The following is a 16,768-nucleotide window of genomic DNA, read 5'->3' as shown; positions in this document are numbered from 1 at the left end:
ACCGCGTCGCCGCTCAGGCCGCCGTCACGCCCGGCTCGGCGGCTCGCGGAGCGTACAGGGAACGCGGCAGCAACGCCGCCTGCACCCTCGTCCTGCGATCGGTGCTCCGACGCAATCCGGTCAGCACCTCCGCCAGGGGCTCGGCGAGATCGTCGGTCCTCTCGTCGGCACGGGCGTAGTTCGAGCGCTCGACCGTGTCCGTGAGCTGCCGCATCGCCTCGGCCGGGACCTGGTGCTGCGCCACCAGGCCGGCTGCGCGCACTCGGGGGGTGTCGGCGTCGGACACGGGGATCTGCAGGTCGATCAGCGTATCCCGCAACTCGGCCCATGCGGCCGCGGAGTCCCCACGGCGCGCTCTGCTCAGGCGCATACGGCGTTCCACGAGGCGGATCAGCGCGGGAAGCAGGAGCACCACGGCGATGCCGAACGCGGTGAGGACGACCGGCATCGGGTCGAGGCGACGCAGCTCGTCGCTGCTGGCCGAGTCGCCCCCCGCGTCGTTGCGATCGATCTCCGGACCGGACGTCTGCTCGGTCTGCGGCGCCGTGGTCGGAGCGGGTGCCGACGGCGTTCCGGCGCTGCCGCCCTGCGTCGCCCCGGGACGGAACGCGGTGGGCACGCCCAGGGAGGCGGTGGGCTCGAAGGGGACCCATCCGATGCCGGGGAACAGCACCTCCGGCCAGGAGTGCAGCCGGTCGCTTGTCACGGAGAACACCGATTCGCTGCCGCGCTTCTCGTCGGTGAGGGAGCCGGGAAGATATCCCACGACGATGCGCACCTGCATGTCGAGGCTCTCCGCCATCAGAGCGAACGCCCCGGCGAAATGCACGCAGTATCCGGAGCGGACGTCGAGGAACTCCGCGACGGCGTCGGCTCCTGTCCCGTCGAAGCCCTCTTCCACCGGCGTCTCGAGCGAATAGGTGAACTGCGAGCGGAACCAGTTCTGCAGCGCGATGAGCCGGTCGTAGTCTGTGCTCGCGGCCGCGGTCACATCGTCGGCCAGCTCGCTGATGATGCCCGGCAGCTCGATCGGTTCGGCGTCGGGTTCGACCACGGGAGACGCAGCATCGACCGCCCTGATCTGTTCGAGGGTGGGGATGAGTCGCGTGGAGGTGACCGTGTAGTCGTTTCCGACGGCGTCGGCGCCGCGGGAGTAGAGCGTGCGGTTGTCCGGGGCGATCCTCCACGCGTCGCTGAGGCCCTGCACGGCGGTGGCGGGGTAGGGCACGGGAAGCCAGGAGCTCGACATCCGCAGCACCCTGATCGAGGTGTTCTGCTCCTCCGTCGCGATGTCCTCCGCCCATTCCGGGGGCCCGAAGCCGTCGTCCTGCGCCTGCAGATCGCTGTCGTCGGGCTGCCAGACGCGGCCGTCGAAGCGGGAGAGGGTGGTCAGGCGCAGGTAGGGCGCGGTCTCGCCCTCGGCGGCCACGGTGAGCACCTCGACCGGGTTCGGCTGTCGCAGATCGTCACCGAGGCGCAGTGAGGCGTCCACGGTCACCCCGGTTCCGTTGCCGGCGAGGCTCGCGGTGACGGGCAGCAACGGGACGATGGCCACGGTCGTCGCGAGCGCTGCAGCTCCCACCGCCACGGCCAGAGACGTCGAGGAACGGCGCGGGGACTCCGGATGCTTCCTCGCCGTGTAGCGGAGCAGCAGCAGTGCGACCAGGCCGAACAGCACGAACCACGCGACGTTGGTGTCGCCGAGCGTGACGATCATCGGCACCGCGCCGACGACTCCGGTCAGGAGCACCGCCAGCACGGCCGACCTGTGCGCCACGAGGTGGTCGAGCAGGATCGCGACCACCGCGAAGCCGACGCCCATCGCGGCCGCGAGGCCGGGGGAGGGGTCCAGGGGCGCGGACCCGAACACGACCTCTTCGACCGCGGAGGCGCCGAGCACGCCGAACAGCGTCACCGTCTCCGAGGTCGGGATCATGCCGAAGAGAGCCGTGTCACCGGCGATGAGCAGCGTCACCACGGCGACGGCGACCACGATCTGCACGGCGAGCGTGACGAGATCCTGCACCCAGGCGGCCCGGCGACGCAGCAGGTGCCGTGCGAGCAATCCCGATCCGGCTACGGCGACGATGACCGCGATCACGGTGAACGACCATGCCCCGGGAGCGATCACCGAGGTGAACGGCCACATGGCCACGAGTGCCGCCGTCGCCGCGAGCGCGCCGGGGCCGACGGCTCCGGGGGGATCATCGTGGTCGCGGTGCCAGAACGCCGGCTGGCGCTCGACGGCGGTGGGGCTCGGCGGAGCGTGCTCAGCGCGGAACATCGCCGACCCCGATCCGTGCGGAGACGGCGTCCTCCCACGCGGCGGAGATGTCGTCGCCGAGGGGCGCGACGGTCCACCCATGCCGCGCGGCCGCTTCGGTCGCCCCCGGGAGAGGCTCGGTGCTGAACAGCATCGGCGCGGCGGCGCCCGCCGAACGCAGCAGTGTGGCGTCCTCCTCATCGAGGCGGCCGGTGATGTAGACGAGCGGTCCGGGAGGGGTCCCTCCGATGAGTGCCATCAGGTCGCGGCTGTCCCCGCGAGGCGTGACCATCGCGAGCGCCGCGAGCAGGCTGTCGCGGTCGTCCTCGTGCCCGCGGAGGGTACCGAGCAGCGCACCCGCGCTGTCGATCACGTCGACGCTGTACCCCTCGGAGGCGAGATGCACGGCCGCGGACGCACACAGCGAGACGGCGGATTCGAAGGCGGGGTCGACGTCGATCCCCTGGGCGTCCCAGCGGCGGCCGCTCCGGTCCAGCACGACCACCGCGTCGGGGCTGGACTCCTCCTCTTCCTGGCGAACCATGAGCTGACCGCGGTGTGCCGTGGCACGCCAGTGGATGCGCCGCATCGAATCCCCCGGGATGTAGCCCCGCGGCGAGAGGTTGTCACTGCCCTGTCCGAGCCTGGTCGACGAGGTGTGCGCCGTCCCACCGGCCGCCCCGACCCGCACGGCGAGCGGGGCGAGGGCGAACACCTCGGGCACCACGGTGACGCTCCGCGTCTCGCCGAACGCCTGCTCGCGCTGGGCCAGCCCGAACGGATCGACGGTGCGCAGCATCAGCGGTCCCAACGGCCACACGCCTCTTCTGACACCGGTGATCAGATAGCTGAGCTGCCCGGTCTCCGGGGGATACTCGCCGCCGGAGTCTCCCGACACCGCGTCGGGGAGCACGTCGTGCCAGAGCCCGCGGGGGACGCGGATCGCGCGCAGCGAGAAGCGCACGGTCACGCGCGACGTCTCGGACACCGTCAGCAGATCGGTGGAGATCTGCCGCGTGACGGTGCCGGATCGTCGGGGCAGCCTGACGGCGAGGAGGGAGAAGAGCGTGACCGCCGCCAGCAGCACGCCGAGGTACAGCAGGATGCGGGTGCCCAGCAGGTTCGCGGCGATCATGCAGCAGAGCGCGGCGAGGAGGGCTCCGGCGCCGCGACCGGTGAGGGCTCGTCGTCGTCGCATGATCGATGTGTCAGGAACGGGTCGCGACGGGCACGCGCACCCGCTCGACGATCTGGGTGAGAGCGGCCTCGACGGGCTGGGCGCCCGCGCGATGCGCGCCGCGCGCCGGAAGCAGGCGGTGCGCGAGGACCGGGATGAGCAGGGCCGTGATGTCATCGGGGATCACGTAGTCGCGGCCGTCGAGCGCCGCCCACACCTTCGCCGCCCTGACCAGCTGCAGGGTGGCCCTGGGGCTGGCGCCGAGGTGGAGGTTCGGGTCGTTGCGCGTCGCCTGCGCGAGGGCGACCGTGTACTCCTCGAGCGCCGGCGCGACGTGCACGGACCGTGCCCATGCGATGAGCTGCGCGATCGAGGACGCATCGGCGACGGGCGAGACGGCGGCGAGCGGGCTGACCACATCCCGCTGGCGCAGCATGAGGGCCTCGGCCGCGGCGTCGGGGTATCCCATCGAGATGCGCATCATGAATCGGTCGCGCTGCGCTTCGGGGAGGGCGTACGTGCCCTCCATCTCCAGGGGGTTCTGGGTCGCGACGACCAGGAACGGCTGGGGAAGCTGGTGGGTGGAGCCGTCGACCGTGACCTGGCCCTCCTCCATCGCCTCCAGCAGGGCGGACTGCGTCTTGGGGGAGGAGCGGTTGATCTCGTCGGCGATCACGATGTGCGCGAACACGGCACCGCGCTTGAACTCGAACTCCCGGTCGACCGGGTTGTAGACCGAGACGCCCGTGACGTCGCCCGGCAGCAGATCCGGGGTGAACTGGATGCGTCGCACCGTCGCATCCACGCTGGCGGCGAGAGCCCTGGCGAGCATCGTCTTCCCCACGCCGGGAACGTCCTCGATGAGCAGGTGCCCTTCGGCGAGCAGGCACACGAGAGCACTGCGCACCGCATCCGGTTTCCCGTCGATGACCTGGCCGATCGAACCGAGGATGGCCGACGTCTGCGCGGCGAAGCGTTCGGCGTCGATCGTCACCGGCATCAGGGGGGCGTTCTCTGGCATGCGTTCCCTCTCACATCGCGGCGCTGCGGTGCGCGTCACTCGATCGTAACCCTGCGCACGATGTGCCGCTCTGGCAGGTTCCCCTGAGGATGCGTGCGCCGGATACGCGCACAGCGGCGCCCGGTTCGAAACGCGGCGCCGGTCGGGTTAGGATGGTTGACGGCTCTCCGCGTGGCGGCATCCAGGCCAATTCCCCCAGGGCGGAAACGCAGCAAGGGTAACCGGGCTCTGCTGGGTGCGCGGAGGGTCACTTTCATTTCCGGCGGGCGGGTCCGTCCGACGCTCAGTCGTCTCCTGGCTGCACCTGCGACAATCGTCCGGTGACCGTCACCCCGCCTCAGGCGCAGCACCCGCTCGGCCGATTCGCCTCACCGGTGCTGCTGCTCGTGGTCATGTGGGTCGTGCAGCTCGCCGACGCGATCCTCCCCGGCTCCTTCACCGGCTTCGGGTTGCGCTCCTGGGATGTCTCCGGACTCGGGGGCATCGTGCTCGGGCCTCTCCTGCATGCGAACTGGCAGCATCTCATCGCGAACTCGGTGCCGTTCCTCGTGCTCGGGTGCCTCGTCGCCGTGGAGGGCACCCGCCGGTTCTGGGCCGTCACGGCCGTCGTCGCCCTCGTCGGCGGCATCGGCACCTGGGTGTTCAACGCGCCGGGCACGCTCACGGTCGGCGCATCGGGGCTGGTCTTCGGCTACTTCGGCTATGTCGTGATGCGGGTGTTCGCACCCGGCCGCGTCGCGCACCGCATCCTGTACGCCGTGATCGCCGTCGTCGTGATCGGGCTGTACGGGGGGTCGATGTTCGCCGGCGTCTTCGGCGTCGCCGAGGGCATCTCGTGGCAGGGGCACCTGTTCGGCGCCATCGGCGGCGGCGCGGCCGCCTTCGTCGGTCGCCGCCCGAGAGCCGAGCGCGGAGCCCTGCCCGCATGAGTGCCGCACCGACGGCGCGGGCGAAGCGCAAGCCGGCGGCGAGGAAGACGACGCGGCGTGGAACCGCGAAGCGGCGGCGCAAGCCCGGTGCTCGACGGCAGGCGGCGAACCGTCTCCGGCGCCGGAAGATCGGCCAGCGCCTTCTGCTTTCCGCCGGTGCGCTCATCGTGGCGGTGAGCCTCTTCGTCCTGATCCCGCTCGGTCTCGCGCGCGATCCCGCGCCGATCTGCATCGACGATCCGCAGACGTTCCCCGCGGCGGGGATCGAGGGCTGGAGCGGCGAGCAGCTCGAGAACGCCGCCACGATCATCCGCACGGCGGGGGCGCTCGGTTTCGGACGGGACGGGCAGATCCTCGGTGTGATGACGGCGATGGGCGAGAGCAGCCTGCGCAACATCGACTACGGCGATTGGGAGACGCGCGGGTTCACGAATCCGGACGGTTCGCGCACCACCAGCATCGGACTGTTCCAGCAGCAAGAGTGGTGGGGCAGCGCCGAGCAGAGGATGGATCCCGCGACGGCGACGACGCTGTTCTTCGAGCGGCTCGGACGGCTCCCCGACTGGCAGACGATGGAGCCGTCGCACGCGATCCATCGGGTGCAGATCAACACCGACCGCGACTACTACTCCCGGTTCGGGGCCGACGCCACGGCTGTCGTCGACGCCCTGTCCGGTCCGTGCGAGTGAGGCCAGGCAATTGATCCGGTGCGACGCTCGGTGCGTTCATCGACAGCGCGCCTAAGCTGAAGCCGTGGCGCAGAGCATCTACATCACCTCGGCCGAAGGCCATACCGGTAAGTCGACGATCGCGCTCGGGGCTCTCGACGCCCTGATGCGGGTCTCGCCGCGGGTCGGCGTGTTCCGCCCCATCGCCCGGTCGGTCACGGAACGGGACGAGATCCTGGAGCTCCTGCTCGCCCACGACGGGGTGAACCTCGACTATGACGACTGCATCGGCGTCACCTACGACGATGTGCGAGCCGACCCCGAGGCCGCGCTGTCGACGGTCGTTGCACGGTTCAAGGCCGTCGAGGCGCAGTGCGATGCCGTGGTCGTGGTCGGCAGCGACTACACCGATGTGGCGAGTCCCGCCGAGCTCGGCTTCAACGCCAGGATCGCGGCGAACCTCGGTGCGCCGGTGCTGCTCGTGCTCAGCGGCCGCGACCAGCAGCGTCAGGCCGAGCAGCTGGGGACGACGACGGCTCGTCCGGCTGCGGCGATCGCGCAGATCGCCGCTCTCGCCCTGTCCGAGCTCGCGGAGGAGCGGGCGGAGCTGTTCGCCGTCGCCGTGAACCGGGCCGATCCCGCAGCGCTCGACGACATCGTCGCCGCCGTGCACGCCGCACTGCCGGCCGAGAGCACACCCGTGTGGGCGATTCCCGAGGACCGTGCACTGGTCGCGCCCTCGATCCGCGGCATCCTCGCCGCCGTCGACGGCACCCTGCTCAAAGGCGATGACGACCGGCTGACGAGAGAGGCGCTGACGATCGTCGTCGCCGGCATGTCGATGGTCAACGTGCTGCCGCGGCTCACCGAAGAGGCCGTGGTGGTGATCCCCGCCGACCGCACCGAGGTGCTGCTCGCCGCGCTGCTGGCCGATTCGTCCGGCACCTTCCCGCGCATCGCCGGCATCATCCTGAACGGACCGTTCCCGCTGCCGGAGCCCATCGTGCAGCTGCTCGACGGCTTCGCGTCCTCGGTGCCGATCATCACCACCGATCTGGGCACCTACGACACCGCGGTCCGGGTGATGAGCACTCGAGGACGCATCTCCGCCGACTCGCGAGCACGGTATGACCGCGCGCTCGCCCTCTTCCAGGCCCACGTCGACATCACGGAACTCACGGAGCAGCTCGGGCTCGCGGAAGCGCACGTGGTGACGCCGCTGATGTTCCAGTACGGACTCATCGAGCGCGCCCGCGCGGACCGTCGTCGCATCGTGCTGCCGGAAGGGGACGACGACCGCATCCTCCGCGCCGCGGCGACGCTGTTGGCGAGAGAGGTGGCCGATCTGACGATCCTCGGCGACGAGGCGGCCATCCGTGGTCGGGCGACCGAGCTGGGGATCGACATCGCTGCGGCGCAGGTGCTCAGTCCCAACGACCCCGGCCTCGTCGAGCGCTTCGCCGCGGAGTACGCACGGCTGCGGGCGCACAAGGGGATCACCCTCGCTCAGGCCGCCGACACCGTGACCGACGTGTCGTACTTCGGCACCATGATGGTGCATCTCGGACTCGCCGACGGCATGGTGTCCGGCGCCGCGCACACCACGGCGCACACGATCCGCCCGTCGTTCGAGATCATCAAGACCAAACCGGGGGTGAACGTGGTCTCCAGCGTGTTCCTGATGGCGCTCGCCGACCGGGTGCTCGTCTACGGCGACTGCGCCGTGATCCCCGACCCCACCAGCGAGCAGCTCGCCGACATCGCGGTCTCATCGGCGACGACCGCCCGGCAGTTCGGCATCGATCCGCGGGTGGCCATGCTCTCGTACTCGACGGGGGAGTCCGGCTCCGGCGCAGATGTCGACAAGGTGCGCGCGGCCACGGCTCTCGTGCGCGAGCGCGCCCCCGAGCTTCCCGTCGAGGGCCCGATCCAGTACGACGCGGCGGCGGACGCCGCCGTTGCCAAGGCCAAGCTCCCCGACTCTGCCGTGGCGGGCAGGGCGACCGTATTCGTGTTCCCCGACCTCAACACCGGCAACAACACGTACAAGGCCGTGCAGCGCTCGGCCGGCGCCGTCGCGATCGGACCGGTGCTGCAGGGACTCAACAAGCCCATCAACGATCTCTCCCGTGGTGCGCTCGTCGCCGACATCGTCAACACGGTGGCGATCACGGCCATCCAGGCGCAGGGAGCTGAGCGGACGACAGAGCAGACGGAGGACCCGGCATGAGCGCCATCCTGGTCATCAACAGCGGATCCTCCTCACTGAAGTACAGCCTGATCGACATCGAGCAGGAGAACCTGCTCGCGAACGGACTGATCGAGCGCATCGGTCAGCAGGCCAGCCCGGTCGCACACACCGTGCGCCCCGCCGTCGACGGCGATGCCGTGCCGACGATGCTCGATGCGACCTTCCGCAGCGAGCGGCCGATCGCCGACCACGCTGAGGCATTCGAGGTGATGCGAGAGCAGTTCGCCGCTCACGGCCCCTCGCTCGACGAGCACCGCCCCGTCGCGGTCGGGCATCGCGTCGTCCACGGTGGTGCGCGCTTCTACGCGCCGACTCTGATCGACGCCGACGTGGAACGTCAGATCGACGAGCTCGCGGTGCTCGCGCCGCTGCACAACCCCGCGAACCTCGCCGGTATCCATGCTGCGCGCGCCGTGTTCGACGAGGTGCCGCACGTCGCGGTGTTCGACACCGCCTTCCACCAGACGCTCCCGCCCGCCGCCTACACCTATGCGATCGACGCCGCGCTCGCCGCGGAGCATCGGGTGCGACGCTACGGCTTCCACGGCACGAGCCACCAGTACGTGAGCGAGTCTGCCGCCGCGTTCCTCGGCCGTGACATCTCCGAGCTCCGTCAGCTGGTGTTCCACCTCGGCAACGGCGCGTCGGTGACCGCGATCGACGGCGGCAGGTCGGTGGAGACCTCGATGGGACTCACGCCGCTCGAGGGCCTGGTCATGGGCACGCGCTCCGGAGACATCGACCCGGCGGCGCTCGTGCACCTGTCGCGCCGCGCCGGCCTGTCGATCGACGACCTCGACTCCCTGCTCAACACCCGCAGCGGGCTCGCCGGCCTCGCGGGGCGCAGTGACATGCGCGACATCCTCGCCGGTGTCGAGGCCGAGGACGACGCGGCGATCCTCGCCTTCGACGTCTACGTGCACCGCCTGCGTGCGTACGCAGGCGCCTACATCGCACAGCTCGGGGGAGTGGACGTCATCGCGTTCACGGCCGGTGTGGGCGAGAACGCGGCCCCGGTGCGCGCTGCGGCCATGGCGACGCTCGGGTTCGCCGGTGTGGAGATCGACGGGGCGAGGAACGAGGCGCGCGAGCGGGGCATCCGGCGCATCTCCACGGATGCGTCTCGCGTCACGGTGCTGGTGGTGCCCACCGACGAGGAACTGCAGATCGCCAGACAGACGGCCGAGCTGCTCTGATCCGCTCTCGGGGGTTACCCCGTGGCGCGTCACCGCATTACGCTTGCACAGTGGCACGGAGAGGTGCCGGCCCGACGATCGCCCTTCTCCTGGAGGCTCTGTGCCCGAAGCACTGCCCGACCTGTTCCACGCTGACGGCGTGCTGTTCGACCTCGACGGCGTGCTGACCCCCACGGCCGAGGTGCACATGCGCGCGTGGAAGGCCGTCTTCGACGACGTCTTCGCCCGATGGGGCATCACTCCGCCGTACACCGATGCCGATTACTACGACTACGTCGACGGCAAGAAGCGCTATGACGGCGTGGCGAGCCTGATGCGCAGTCGCAACGTCGAGCTGCCTTGGGGTGACGTCGACGACGACCCCTCAGCCGAGACCGTGTGCGGTATCGGCAACCGCAAGAATGCCGCATTCGCCGCATCGCTGCGCGGTCAGGGCATCGCCGCGTATCCCGGCTCGCTCGCCCTCGTCGAGGCTCTGCACCAGGCAGGCATACCGCTCGGGGTGGTCTCGAGCTCCAAGAACGCCGAAGAGGTCCTCGGCGCCGCCGGCATCCGCTCCTTCTTCCGCATCGTGGTCGACGGCGTCGTCGCCGAGCGCGATGGTCTGGCCTCCAAGCCCGCAGCCGACATGTTCGCCGCCGGCGCGACCGCCCTCGGCGTCGACCCGGCGCGCGCCGTTGCTGTCGAAGACGCCACGTCCGGCGCCGCTTCCGCCGCCGCAGCCGGCTTCGCGACCGTCGTCGGCGTCGACCGGGGCACGGGCGCAGATGCCCTCCGTGCCGCCGGCGCAACCGTCGTCGTCGACGACCTCGCCGTCTTCCTTCCCGCCTCCCGCACCGAGACCCCGGAGTCCGCATGATCGATCGCGACCGCTTCCCCGTCGACCCGTGGCGTCTGATCGACACGCACTACTCGGAGGAGGGCGTCGGCGAGACGCTGTTCTCCGTCGGCAACGGCTACCTGGGGCTGCGCGGCAACCACATCGAGGGTCGCGGCGCCCAGGAGCACGGCACCTTCATCAACGGGCTGCACGAGACGTGGCCGATCCGCCATGCCGAACAGGCCTACGGCTTCGCCGAGGTCGGGCAGACGATCGTCAACGCACCGGATGCCAAGGTCATGCGGGTGTACGTCGACGACGAGCCGATCTCGCTCGACGACGCCGACGTGCGCGAGTACCGTCGCACCCTCGACCTGCGCACCGGCGTGCTCGAGCGCTTCGTGGTGTGGGAGACGCCGTCGGGCAAGCGGGTGCGGATGCGCGACGAGCGGATCGTGAGCTTCGAGGAGCGTCACCTCGCGGTGCTGCGGCTCGAGGTCGTGGTGGAGAACGCGGATGCCCCTGTCACGATCAGCTGCCAGCTGCTGAACAGGCAGGACGGCGCCGGTGTCTACGCGGGCACCCCGATCGGTACCAAGGCCGCGGCGTTCGACCCCCGCAAGGCCGAGAAGATCGCCGATCGCGTGCTGGAGCCCGCCGAGCATTGGCAGGACGGGCTGCGCTCAGCACTGTCCTACCGTGTCGCCGATTCGGGGATGACGGTCGCGGTGGTCGCCGACCACGTGGTGGAGACCGAGAACGAGTTCAACGCCCGCACACTCGTCGAGCCCGACATCGCCAAGAACGTCTTCCGCGTGCAGGCGAAGGCCGGTGTACCGATCACCGTGACCAAGCTCGTCAGCTACCACACGTCGCGAGGCGTGCCCCCGAGGGAGCTCGTCGACCGGTGCCGGCGTACGCTCGATCGGGCTGCGGACGAGGGCGTCGAGACCGTGTTCCGTCGTCAGAGGGAGTGGCTGGACGCGTTCTGGGACCGCAGCGACGTGCAGATCGGCGGACGCGAGGACCTGCAGCAGGCCACCCGCTGGTGCCTCTTCCAGCTCGCTCAGGCATCGGCGCGCGCCGACGGCGCCGGGGTGCCAGCCAAGGGCGTCTCGGGTTCGGGATACAGCGGACACTACTTCTGGGACACCGAGATCTACGTGCTCCCCTTCCTCACCTACACGTCGCCGCGGTGGGCCTACAACGCCCTCCGCGCACGGGTGGGGATGCTGCCGGCCGCACGACGCAGGGCAGCGCAGCTCAACGAGGCGGGAGCCCTGTTCCCGTGGCGCACGATCAACGGCGAGGAGGCCTCCGCCTACTACGCCGCCGGCACCGCGCAGTACCACATCAACGCCGACATCAGCTTCGCGCTCGGCAAGTACGTGCGCGCCACCGGGGACGAGGAGTTCCTGCGCCGCGAGGGCGCCGACATCGCGATCGAGACCGCGCGGCTGTGGGCGACGCTCGGGTTCTGGCGCGCTTCGCGTCTGGTCGAGGAGACCGGGGCGGGCGACGGGATCGACACGTTCCACATCCATGGCGTCACCGGCCCGGACGAGTACACGACGGTCGTCAACGACAACCTGTACACGAACGTCATGGCGCGCTACAACCTCCGCTACGCGGCCAAGGTCGTGCGCGAGATCCGCGAGAGCTATCCCGAGGACTACGTGAAGCTCGTCGACCGCACGGGACTCGGACCCGGAGAGGCCGAGGCCTGGGACCGCGCGGCCGAGGCGATGTACATCCCCTACAGCGAGGGGCTCGGCATCCATCCGCAGGACTCGCTGTTCCTCGAGCGCGAGGTCTGGGACCTCGCCAACACCCCGGCAGAACAGCGTCCGCTCCTGCTGCACTTCCACCCTCTGGTGATCTACCGGTTCCAGGTGCTCAAGCAGGCGGATGTCGTGCTCGCGCTGTTCCTGCAGGGCAATCACTTCACGCCGGAGGAGAAGAAGGCCGACTTCGACTACTACGACCCGCTGACCACCGGCGACTCGACGCTGTCGGCCGTCGTGCAGTCGATCCTGGCGGCCGAGGTGGGGTACCAGGACCTCGCGCAGAAGTACTTCGAGCAGTCGCTGTTCGTCGACCTGCACGACCTGCACCATAACGCGGCTGACGGTGTGCATGTGGCGTCGGCCGGCGGGGTGTGGACCGCGCTGGTGTGCGGTTTCGGCGGTATGCGCGACTACGCCGGCGACCTCAGCTTCGACCCGAGGCTCCCTGCCGGATGGCCGTCGCTGTCGTTCCCGCTGCAGTGGCAGGGGTCGACGTTGAGGGTGACGGTGACGAAGGACGAGCTCCGTGTGGAAGTGCGCACCGGACCGCCCGTGCCCTTCAGCGTGCGGGACACGGCCTACATCGCGACGGTGGAGGATGAGGTCGTCGTGCCGCTCGCCGATCAGGGTCCGCTGATCCCCGGACGGCCGACCCTCCGGCAGTTCGCCGACGCCCGGCGCGAGGACGGGACGCGCATGTCGGCGTCCGTTCCCGTGATCACCACGGCGATCCCGGTGATCGAACCGATCGACTGACCGCTCGGCCCGCCGAAGGTCGGTGGCACGCCGTAGGCTGTTGTGGTGACCACAGCCCTCTACCGCCGCTACCGCCCCGAAGCATTCGGCGAGATGATCGGGCAGTCCCAGGTGACCGATCCGCTGATGACGGCCCTGCGAGGCGACCGGGTCGGCCACGCCTACCTGTTCTCCGGTCCCCGCGGGTGCGGGAAGACGACGTCTGCGCGCATCCTCGCGCGGTGCCTGAACTGCGCCGAGGGGCCGACCGACGTGCCCTGCGGAGTCTGCCCGAGCTGCGTCGAGCTGTCGCGTGCCGGCGGTGGATCGCTCGACGTCGTCGAGATCGACGCCGCGAGCCACAACGGCGTCGACGACGCGCGCGACCTGCGTGAGCGGGCAACCTTCGCCCCGAGCCGCGACCGCTACAAGATCTTCATCCTCGACGAGGCGCACATGGTGACGCCCCAGGGGTTCAACGCGCTGCTGAAGCTCGTCGAAGAGCCGCCGGAGCACGTCAAGTTCATCTTCGCGACCACAGAGCCAGAGAAGGTGCTCGGCACCATCCGCTCGCGCACCCACCACTATCCGTTCCGGCTCGTGCCGCCTGCCGCGATGCTCGAGTACGTCGCCAAGCTGTGCGCCGAGGAAGGTGTGATCGTCGAACAGGGTGTGCTCCCGCTCGTGGTCCGCGCGGGTGGCGGTTCGCCGCGTGACACCCTCTCGCTCCTCGACCAGCTGATCGCCGGGTCGGACGCGCCGGCCGGGTCCGAGACGGTCACGGTGGGCTACGCGCGCGCCGTCGCCCTGCTCGGGTACACGCACGCTGCACTGCTCGACGAGATCGTCGACGCGCTCGCGGCCGGCGACGCCGCATCCGCCTTCCCCGCGATCGACCGCGTGGTGCAGACCGGCCAGGACCCTCGCCGCTTCGTCGACGACCTGCTCGAGCGTCTGCGCGACCTGATCGTGATCGCGGCGGTCGGGCCCGGTGCCTCCGCCGTCCTGCGCGGGGTCGCGGAAGACGACCTGGAGCGCATGCGGGCTCAGGCCGGCGCATTCGGCTCCGCCCGGCTCTCGCGCACGGCCGATGTGGTCAGCGCCGCCCTCGACGACATGTCTGGTGCCACCTCGCCGCGGCTGCACCTCGAGCTCATGGTCGCGCGCGTGCTCGCCGGAGCGACCGACACCGTCGCGTCGACGCCCGTGCAAGGAGGCGAGCGCGCGGCGATGGCGTCCGCCCGTCCGACCGCGGCAGCTCCAGCCCCGGTAGCACCGTCTGCACCCGTGGCAGCTCCGGCTGCTCCGGCACCGGAGCCTGCCGCAGCACCGGACCCCGCCACAGCCGACCCCGCCACAGCCGACCCCGCACCCGTCGAGCCCGCCCCCGCCGAAAAGCGCCCGGCAGGTGCGCAGGGAGGAGGCGAGCAGGGCGCGGGCGAGACGGCCGGCGTCGCTCCCGAGGCAGCAGCCCCCGAGCCCGCTGCCCCGCAGGGGCCGGTCACCTTCGAACGGATCCGTGCAGCGTGGCCGGCTGTGCTCACGCGTCTCGAGAGCATCAGCCGCACGTCCTGGTTGCTGGCCACGGCCGTGCAGCCGCTGGCCTACGTCACCGAGACCGAGGTGTTGACCCTCGGGTTCACCAGCCAGCACGACGTGGCGAAGTTCAAGGGCACGACCCCCGGCTCCGGTCCCTCCGATCACCTGCGGTCGGCGATCGAGAACGAGCTCGGCGTACGCGTGAAGTACCTGCCAGCACCCATGCCGGCGGGAGGTGCTCCGCGTCAGCCCTCGCCGTCCGGGGCGTCGACGCCGGCGGATGCCGCTCCCGCATCGGAGCCTGCGTCAGCGGGTTCCCCCCGTCCGCAGGTCCGCAGCGCCTCCGCCTCCACGGTGACGGAATGGGCTGTCGCGCCGATCCCGACCGCGACCGAGCGGCCGGTGCACGAGGCTCCGGTTCCGACGGCGCCCCTCGCCGTCGACGACGAGCCCGAAGAGGTCGAGGCTGCCGCTTCGGCTCCCGCGCCCCCCTCCGACGGTGCGGTGGACCGAGACGAGCCCCCGTTGCCCGGCGATGACGAGGCTCCGGCCTTCGACGACGAGCCACCGTACGACCCCTCGTACGAGCCGCCCGCAGAGTCGCCGCTCCCGCGGCAGGCGTCTCCCGCGCGGTCCGCACCGCAGACGCCGCGCACCGCTGTCGCCGCCCCGCCGGTCGTCGTCGAGCGCCAGCCCTCCGCCGGGGGAGTGCAGCGCTACGGTGAGGCCGTGATCCGCCAGGTGCTCGGCGCGACGTTCGTGCGCGAAGAGCCCTACGAGCCCCCGACGAGGTTCTCCTGATGTATGACGGCATCGTCCAAGAGCTGATCGACGAGTTCGGACGGCTTCCCGGTATCGGGCCCAAGTCCGCCCAGCGCATCGCATTCCACATCCTGCAGACGCCGACGTTCGATGTCGCGCGTCTCGCCGAGCTGCTCGGCGAGATCCGCACCCGCGTGCGGTTCTGCGAGGTCTGCGGCAACGTCGCCGAGCAGGAGCGCTGCGCCATCTGCCGCGATCCGCGCCGCAGTCAGGCGCTGATCTGCGTGGTCGAAGACGCGAAAGACGTCGCGGCCATCGAGCGCACCAGGGAGTTCCGCGGGCTCTACCACGTACTCGGCGGAGCGATCAGCCCCATCGCCGGCATCGGTCCGGACGATCTGCGCATCGCCCAGCTGATGACACGCCTCGCCGACGGCACGGTGCAGGAGGTCATCCTCGCCACCAACCCGAATCTCGAGGGGGAGGCCACCGCGAGCTACCTCAGCCGTCTGCTCACGACGATGCAGATCACGGTCTCGCGCCTCGCTTCCGGGCTGCCCGTCGGCGGCGACCTCGAGTACGCCGACGAGGTCACCCTCGGCCGTGCCTTCGAGGGCCGGCGCATCCTGTGAGCCCGAACGCGGGCTTCTCGCGGCGCGGCTGGCTCCTCTTCGGGGCCATGGCGCTGCTGTGGGGAGTGCCGTATCTGTTCATCAGCGTCGCGGTCGAGTCGTTCTCCCCGCCGGCGATCGTGGCGGGGCGCACTCTCATCGCGGCGCTGCTGCTGCTGCCCTTCGCGATCCGCAGCGGAGCGCTGCGAGCTGCTCTGAAGCACTGGCCGTGGGTGCTCGCCTTCGGTGCCGTCGAGATGGCAGGGCCTTTCGTGCTGCTCGGGCATGCCGAGATGACGCTGCCCTCAGGCATGACCGGTCTGCTCGTGGCGACGGTGCCGCTGTTCGCCGCCCTGATCGCCCTGGGCGGCGGTGACCGCGGAGTGCTGCGGCCCGCCCGCGGCATCGGACTGCTGGTGGGCTTCGTTGGCGTGGCGGTCGTGGTCGCCGGTCCTGGACTCTTCGGCGGCGAGGTCAGCCTTCTCGCCGCGGGCGAGGTGCTCCTGGTCGCCGTGCTGTACGCGATCGCGCCGTTCATCGTGGCGCGCAAGCTCAACGACGTCCCCTCGCTCGGCACCATCACCCTGTCCCTGCTGATGATCGGGATCTTCTACCTGCCGATCGGAGCGCTCACCCAGCACGAGGTGCCCACACTGCCGTCGATCGCCGCTCTTCTCGCACTCGCAGTGATCTGCACGGCCGTGGCGTTCCTGGCGTTCTTCGCGCTCATCCGCGAGGTCGGCCCGGTGCGCGCCCCGCTGTTCACCTACGTGAATCCGGTGGTCGCGATCGTCCTCGGTGCCATCGTCCTCGCCGAACCCCTGACTCCCGGTCTGCTGCTCGGCTTCCCTCTGATCATCATCGGTTGCTGGTTCGCTGCCACCGGCGGCCGCCTCCGTCCGGTCTCGCCCCAGGCACTCCCGCCCTCGCTCTAGCCGCCGGGCTCGGGCGTCCGCCGTCACATGCGCGGCGGGGCATACGCGCCGATCGTAGAATGAGCGTGGGCGGA

General features: G+C 70.5%; 12 protein-coding genes and 1 other RNA gene. 10 read left to right on the top strand and 3 right to left on the bottom strand.

What is annotated here, in order from left to right; all coding sequences use genetic code 11:
* Nucleotides 1–13 precede the first annotated feature (13 nt).
* Genes AB4070_RS07650 through AB4070_RS07640 form a run of 3 tightly spaced genes read right to left on the bottom strand, consistent with a single transcriptional unit; the run spans nucleotide 14 to nucleotide 4,461 of the window.
* The gene (locus AB4070_RS07650; RefSeq protein ID WP_441979579.1) at nucleotides 14–2,284 is read right to left on the bottom strand and encodes a transglutaminase family protein; all 2,271 of its coding nucleotides are present in this window, start codon (nucleotides 2,282–2,284) and stop codon (nucleotides 14–16) included.
* Nucleotides 2,271–3,461, bottom strand: a complete 1,191-nt coding sequence (locus AB4070_RS07645; RefSeq protein WP_441979578.1) for a DUF58 domain-containing protein — start codon at nucleotides 3,459–3,461, stop codon at nucleotides 2,271–2,273. The genes AB4070_RS07650 and AB4070_RS07645 overlap by 14 nt, the downstream gene beginning before the upstream one ends.
* 10 nt (nucleotides 3,462–3,471) lie before the next feature.
* On the bottom strand, nucleotides 3,472–4,461 hold the full coding sequence (locus AB4070_RS07640; RefSeq protein ID WP_441979577.1) for an AAA family ATPase: 990 nt from the start codon (nucleotides 4,459–4,461) through the stop codon (nucleotides 3,472–3,474).
* A 158-nt stretch (nucleotides 4,462–4,619) separates the two neighbouring features.
* Here AB4070_RS07640 and ffs point away from each other — a divergent pair.
* From ffs to AB4070_RS07590, 10 genes are all read left to right on the top strand, one after another.
* Nucleotides 4,620–4,716: signal recognition particle sRNA small type (gene ffs / locus AB4070_RS07635), an RNA gene on the top strand.
* A 65-nt stretch (nucleotides 4,717–4,781) separates the two neighbouring features.
* The gene (locus AB4070_RS07630; protein WP_441979576.1) at nucleotides 4,782–5,390 is read left to right on the top strand and encodes a rhomboid family intramembrane serine protease; all 609 of its coding nucleotides are present in this window, start codon (nucleotides 4,782–4,784) and stop codon (nucleotides 5,388–5,390) included.
* Entirely contained in the window at nucleotides 5,387–6,079 is a 693-nt protein-coding gene (locus tag AB4070_RS07625) for a hypothetical protein (RefSeq protein ID WP_441979575.1), read from the top strand. Before AB4070_RS07630 ends, AB4070_RS07625 begins: the two co-directional genes overlap by 4 nt.
* A 64-nt stretch (nucleotides 6,080–6,143) precedes the next feature.
* Nucleotides 6,144–8,288, top strand: a complete 2,145-nt coding sequence (gene pta / locus AB4070_RS07620) for a phosphate acetyltransferase (RefSeq protein WP_441979574.1) — start codon at nucleotides 6,144–6,146, stop codon at nucleotides 8,286–8,288.
* Nucleotides 8,285–9,505 (top strand): acetate/propionate family kinase, encoded by a 1,221-nt coding sequence (locus AB4070_RS07615; protein WP_441979573.1) that lies wholly within the window; start codon nucleotides 8,285–8,287, stop codon nucleotides 9,503–9,505. Before pta ends, AB4070_RS07615 begins: the two co-directional genes overlap by 4 nt.
* A 100-nt stretch (nucleotides 9,506–9,605) precedes the next feature.
* A complete protein-coding gene (locus tag AB4070_RS07610; RefSeq protein ID WP_441979572.1) occupies nucleotides 9,606–10,364 on the top strand; it encodes an HAD family hydrolase in 759 nt (252 codons plus the stop codon).
* Nucleotides 10,361–12,868 carry a glycoside hydrolase family 65 protein gene (locus AB4070_RS07605; protein ID WP_441979571.1) on the top strand — a complete coding sequence of 836 codons (2,508 nt, stop codon included), beginning with the start codon at nucleotides 10,361–10,363 and terminating at the stop codon, nucleotides 12,866–12,868. The genes AB4070_RS07610 and AB4070_RS07605 overlap by 4 nt, the downstream gene beginning before the upstream one ends.
* Before the next feature lie 45 nt (nucleotides 12,869–12,913).
* Nucleotides 12,914–15,187: a DNA polymerase III subunit gamma and tau gene (locus tag AB4070_RS07600; protein WP_441979570.1), complete on the top strand. Its 2,274-nt coding sequence runs from the start codon at nucleotides 12,914–12,916 to the stop codon at nucleotides 15,185–15,187.
* On the top strand, nucleotides 15,187–15,780 hold the full coding sequence (recR, locus tag AB4070_RS07595; protein WP_046747905.1) for a recombination mediator RecR: 594 nt from the start codon (nucleotides 15,187–15,189) through the stop codon (nucleotides 15,778–15,780). Before AB4070_RS07600 ends, recR begins: the two co-directional genes overlap by 1 nt.
* Nucleotides 15,777–16,694: a DMT family transporter gene (locus tag AB4070_RS07590; RefSeq protein ID WP_441979569.1), complete on the top strand. Its 918-nt coding sequence runs from the start codon at nucleotides 15,777–15,779 to the stop codon at nucleotides 16,692–16,694. Before recR ends, AB4070_RS07590 begins: the two co-directional genes overlap by 4 nt.
* Nucleotides 16,695–16,768 lie beyond the last annotated feature (74 nt).

Origin of the sequence: Microbacterium sp. 2RAF4, from assembly GCF_052115285.1 — a bacterium.
Taxonomy (GTDB): Bacteria; Actinomycetota; Actinomycetes; order Actinomycetales; family Microbacteriaceae; genus Microbacterium; species Microbacterium oxydans.
The sequence above is the reverse complement of the archived record's forward strand: the minus strand, read 5'-3'. Positions and strand labels throughout refer to the sequence as shown.

Bases quoted from the DNA above. Each gene is read 5' to 3' on its own strand.
- AB4070_RS07615 (WP_441979573.1), top strand. From the start codon at position 8,285: ATGAGCGCCATCCTGGTCATCAACAGCGGATCCTCCTCACTGAAGTAC.
- AB4070_RS07645 (WP_441979578.1), bottom strand. From the start codon at position 3,461: ATGCGACGACGACGAGCCCTCACCGGTCGCGGCGCCGGAGCCCTCCTC.
- AB4070_RS07625 (WP_441979575.1), top strand. From the start codon at position 5,387: ATGAGTGCCGCACCGACGGCGCGGGCGAAGCGCAAGCCGGCGGCGAGG.
- recR (WP_046747905.1), top strand. From the start codon at position 15,187: ATGTATGACGGCATCGTCCAAGAGCTGATCGACGAGTTCGGACGGCTT.
- AB4070_RS07605 (WP_441979571.1), top strand. From the start codon at position 10,361: ATGATCGATCGCGACCGCTTCCCCGTCGACCCGTGGCGTCTGATCGAC.
- AB4070_RS07650 (WP_441979579.1), bottom strand. From the start codon at position 2,284: ATGTTCCGCGCTGAGCACGCTCCGCCGAGCCCCACCGCCGTCGAGCGC.
- AB4070_RS07640 (WP_441979577.1), bottom strand. From the start codon at position 4,461: ATGCCAGAGAACGCCCCCCTGATGCCGGTGACGATCGACGCCGAACGC.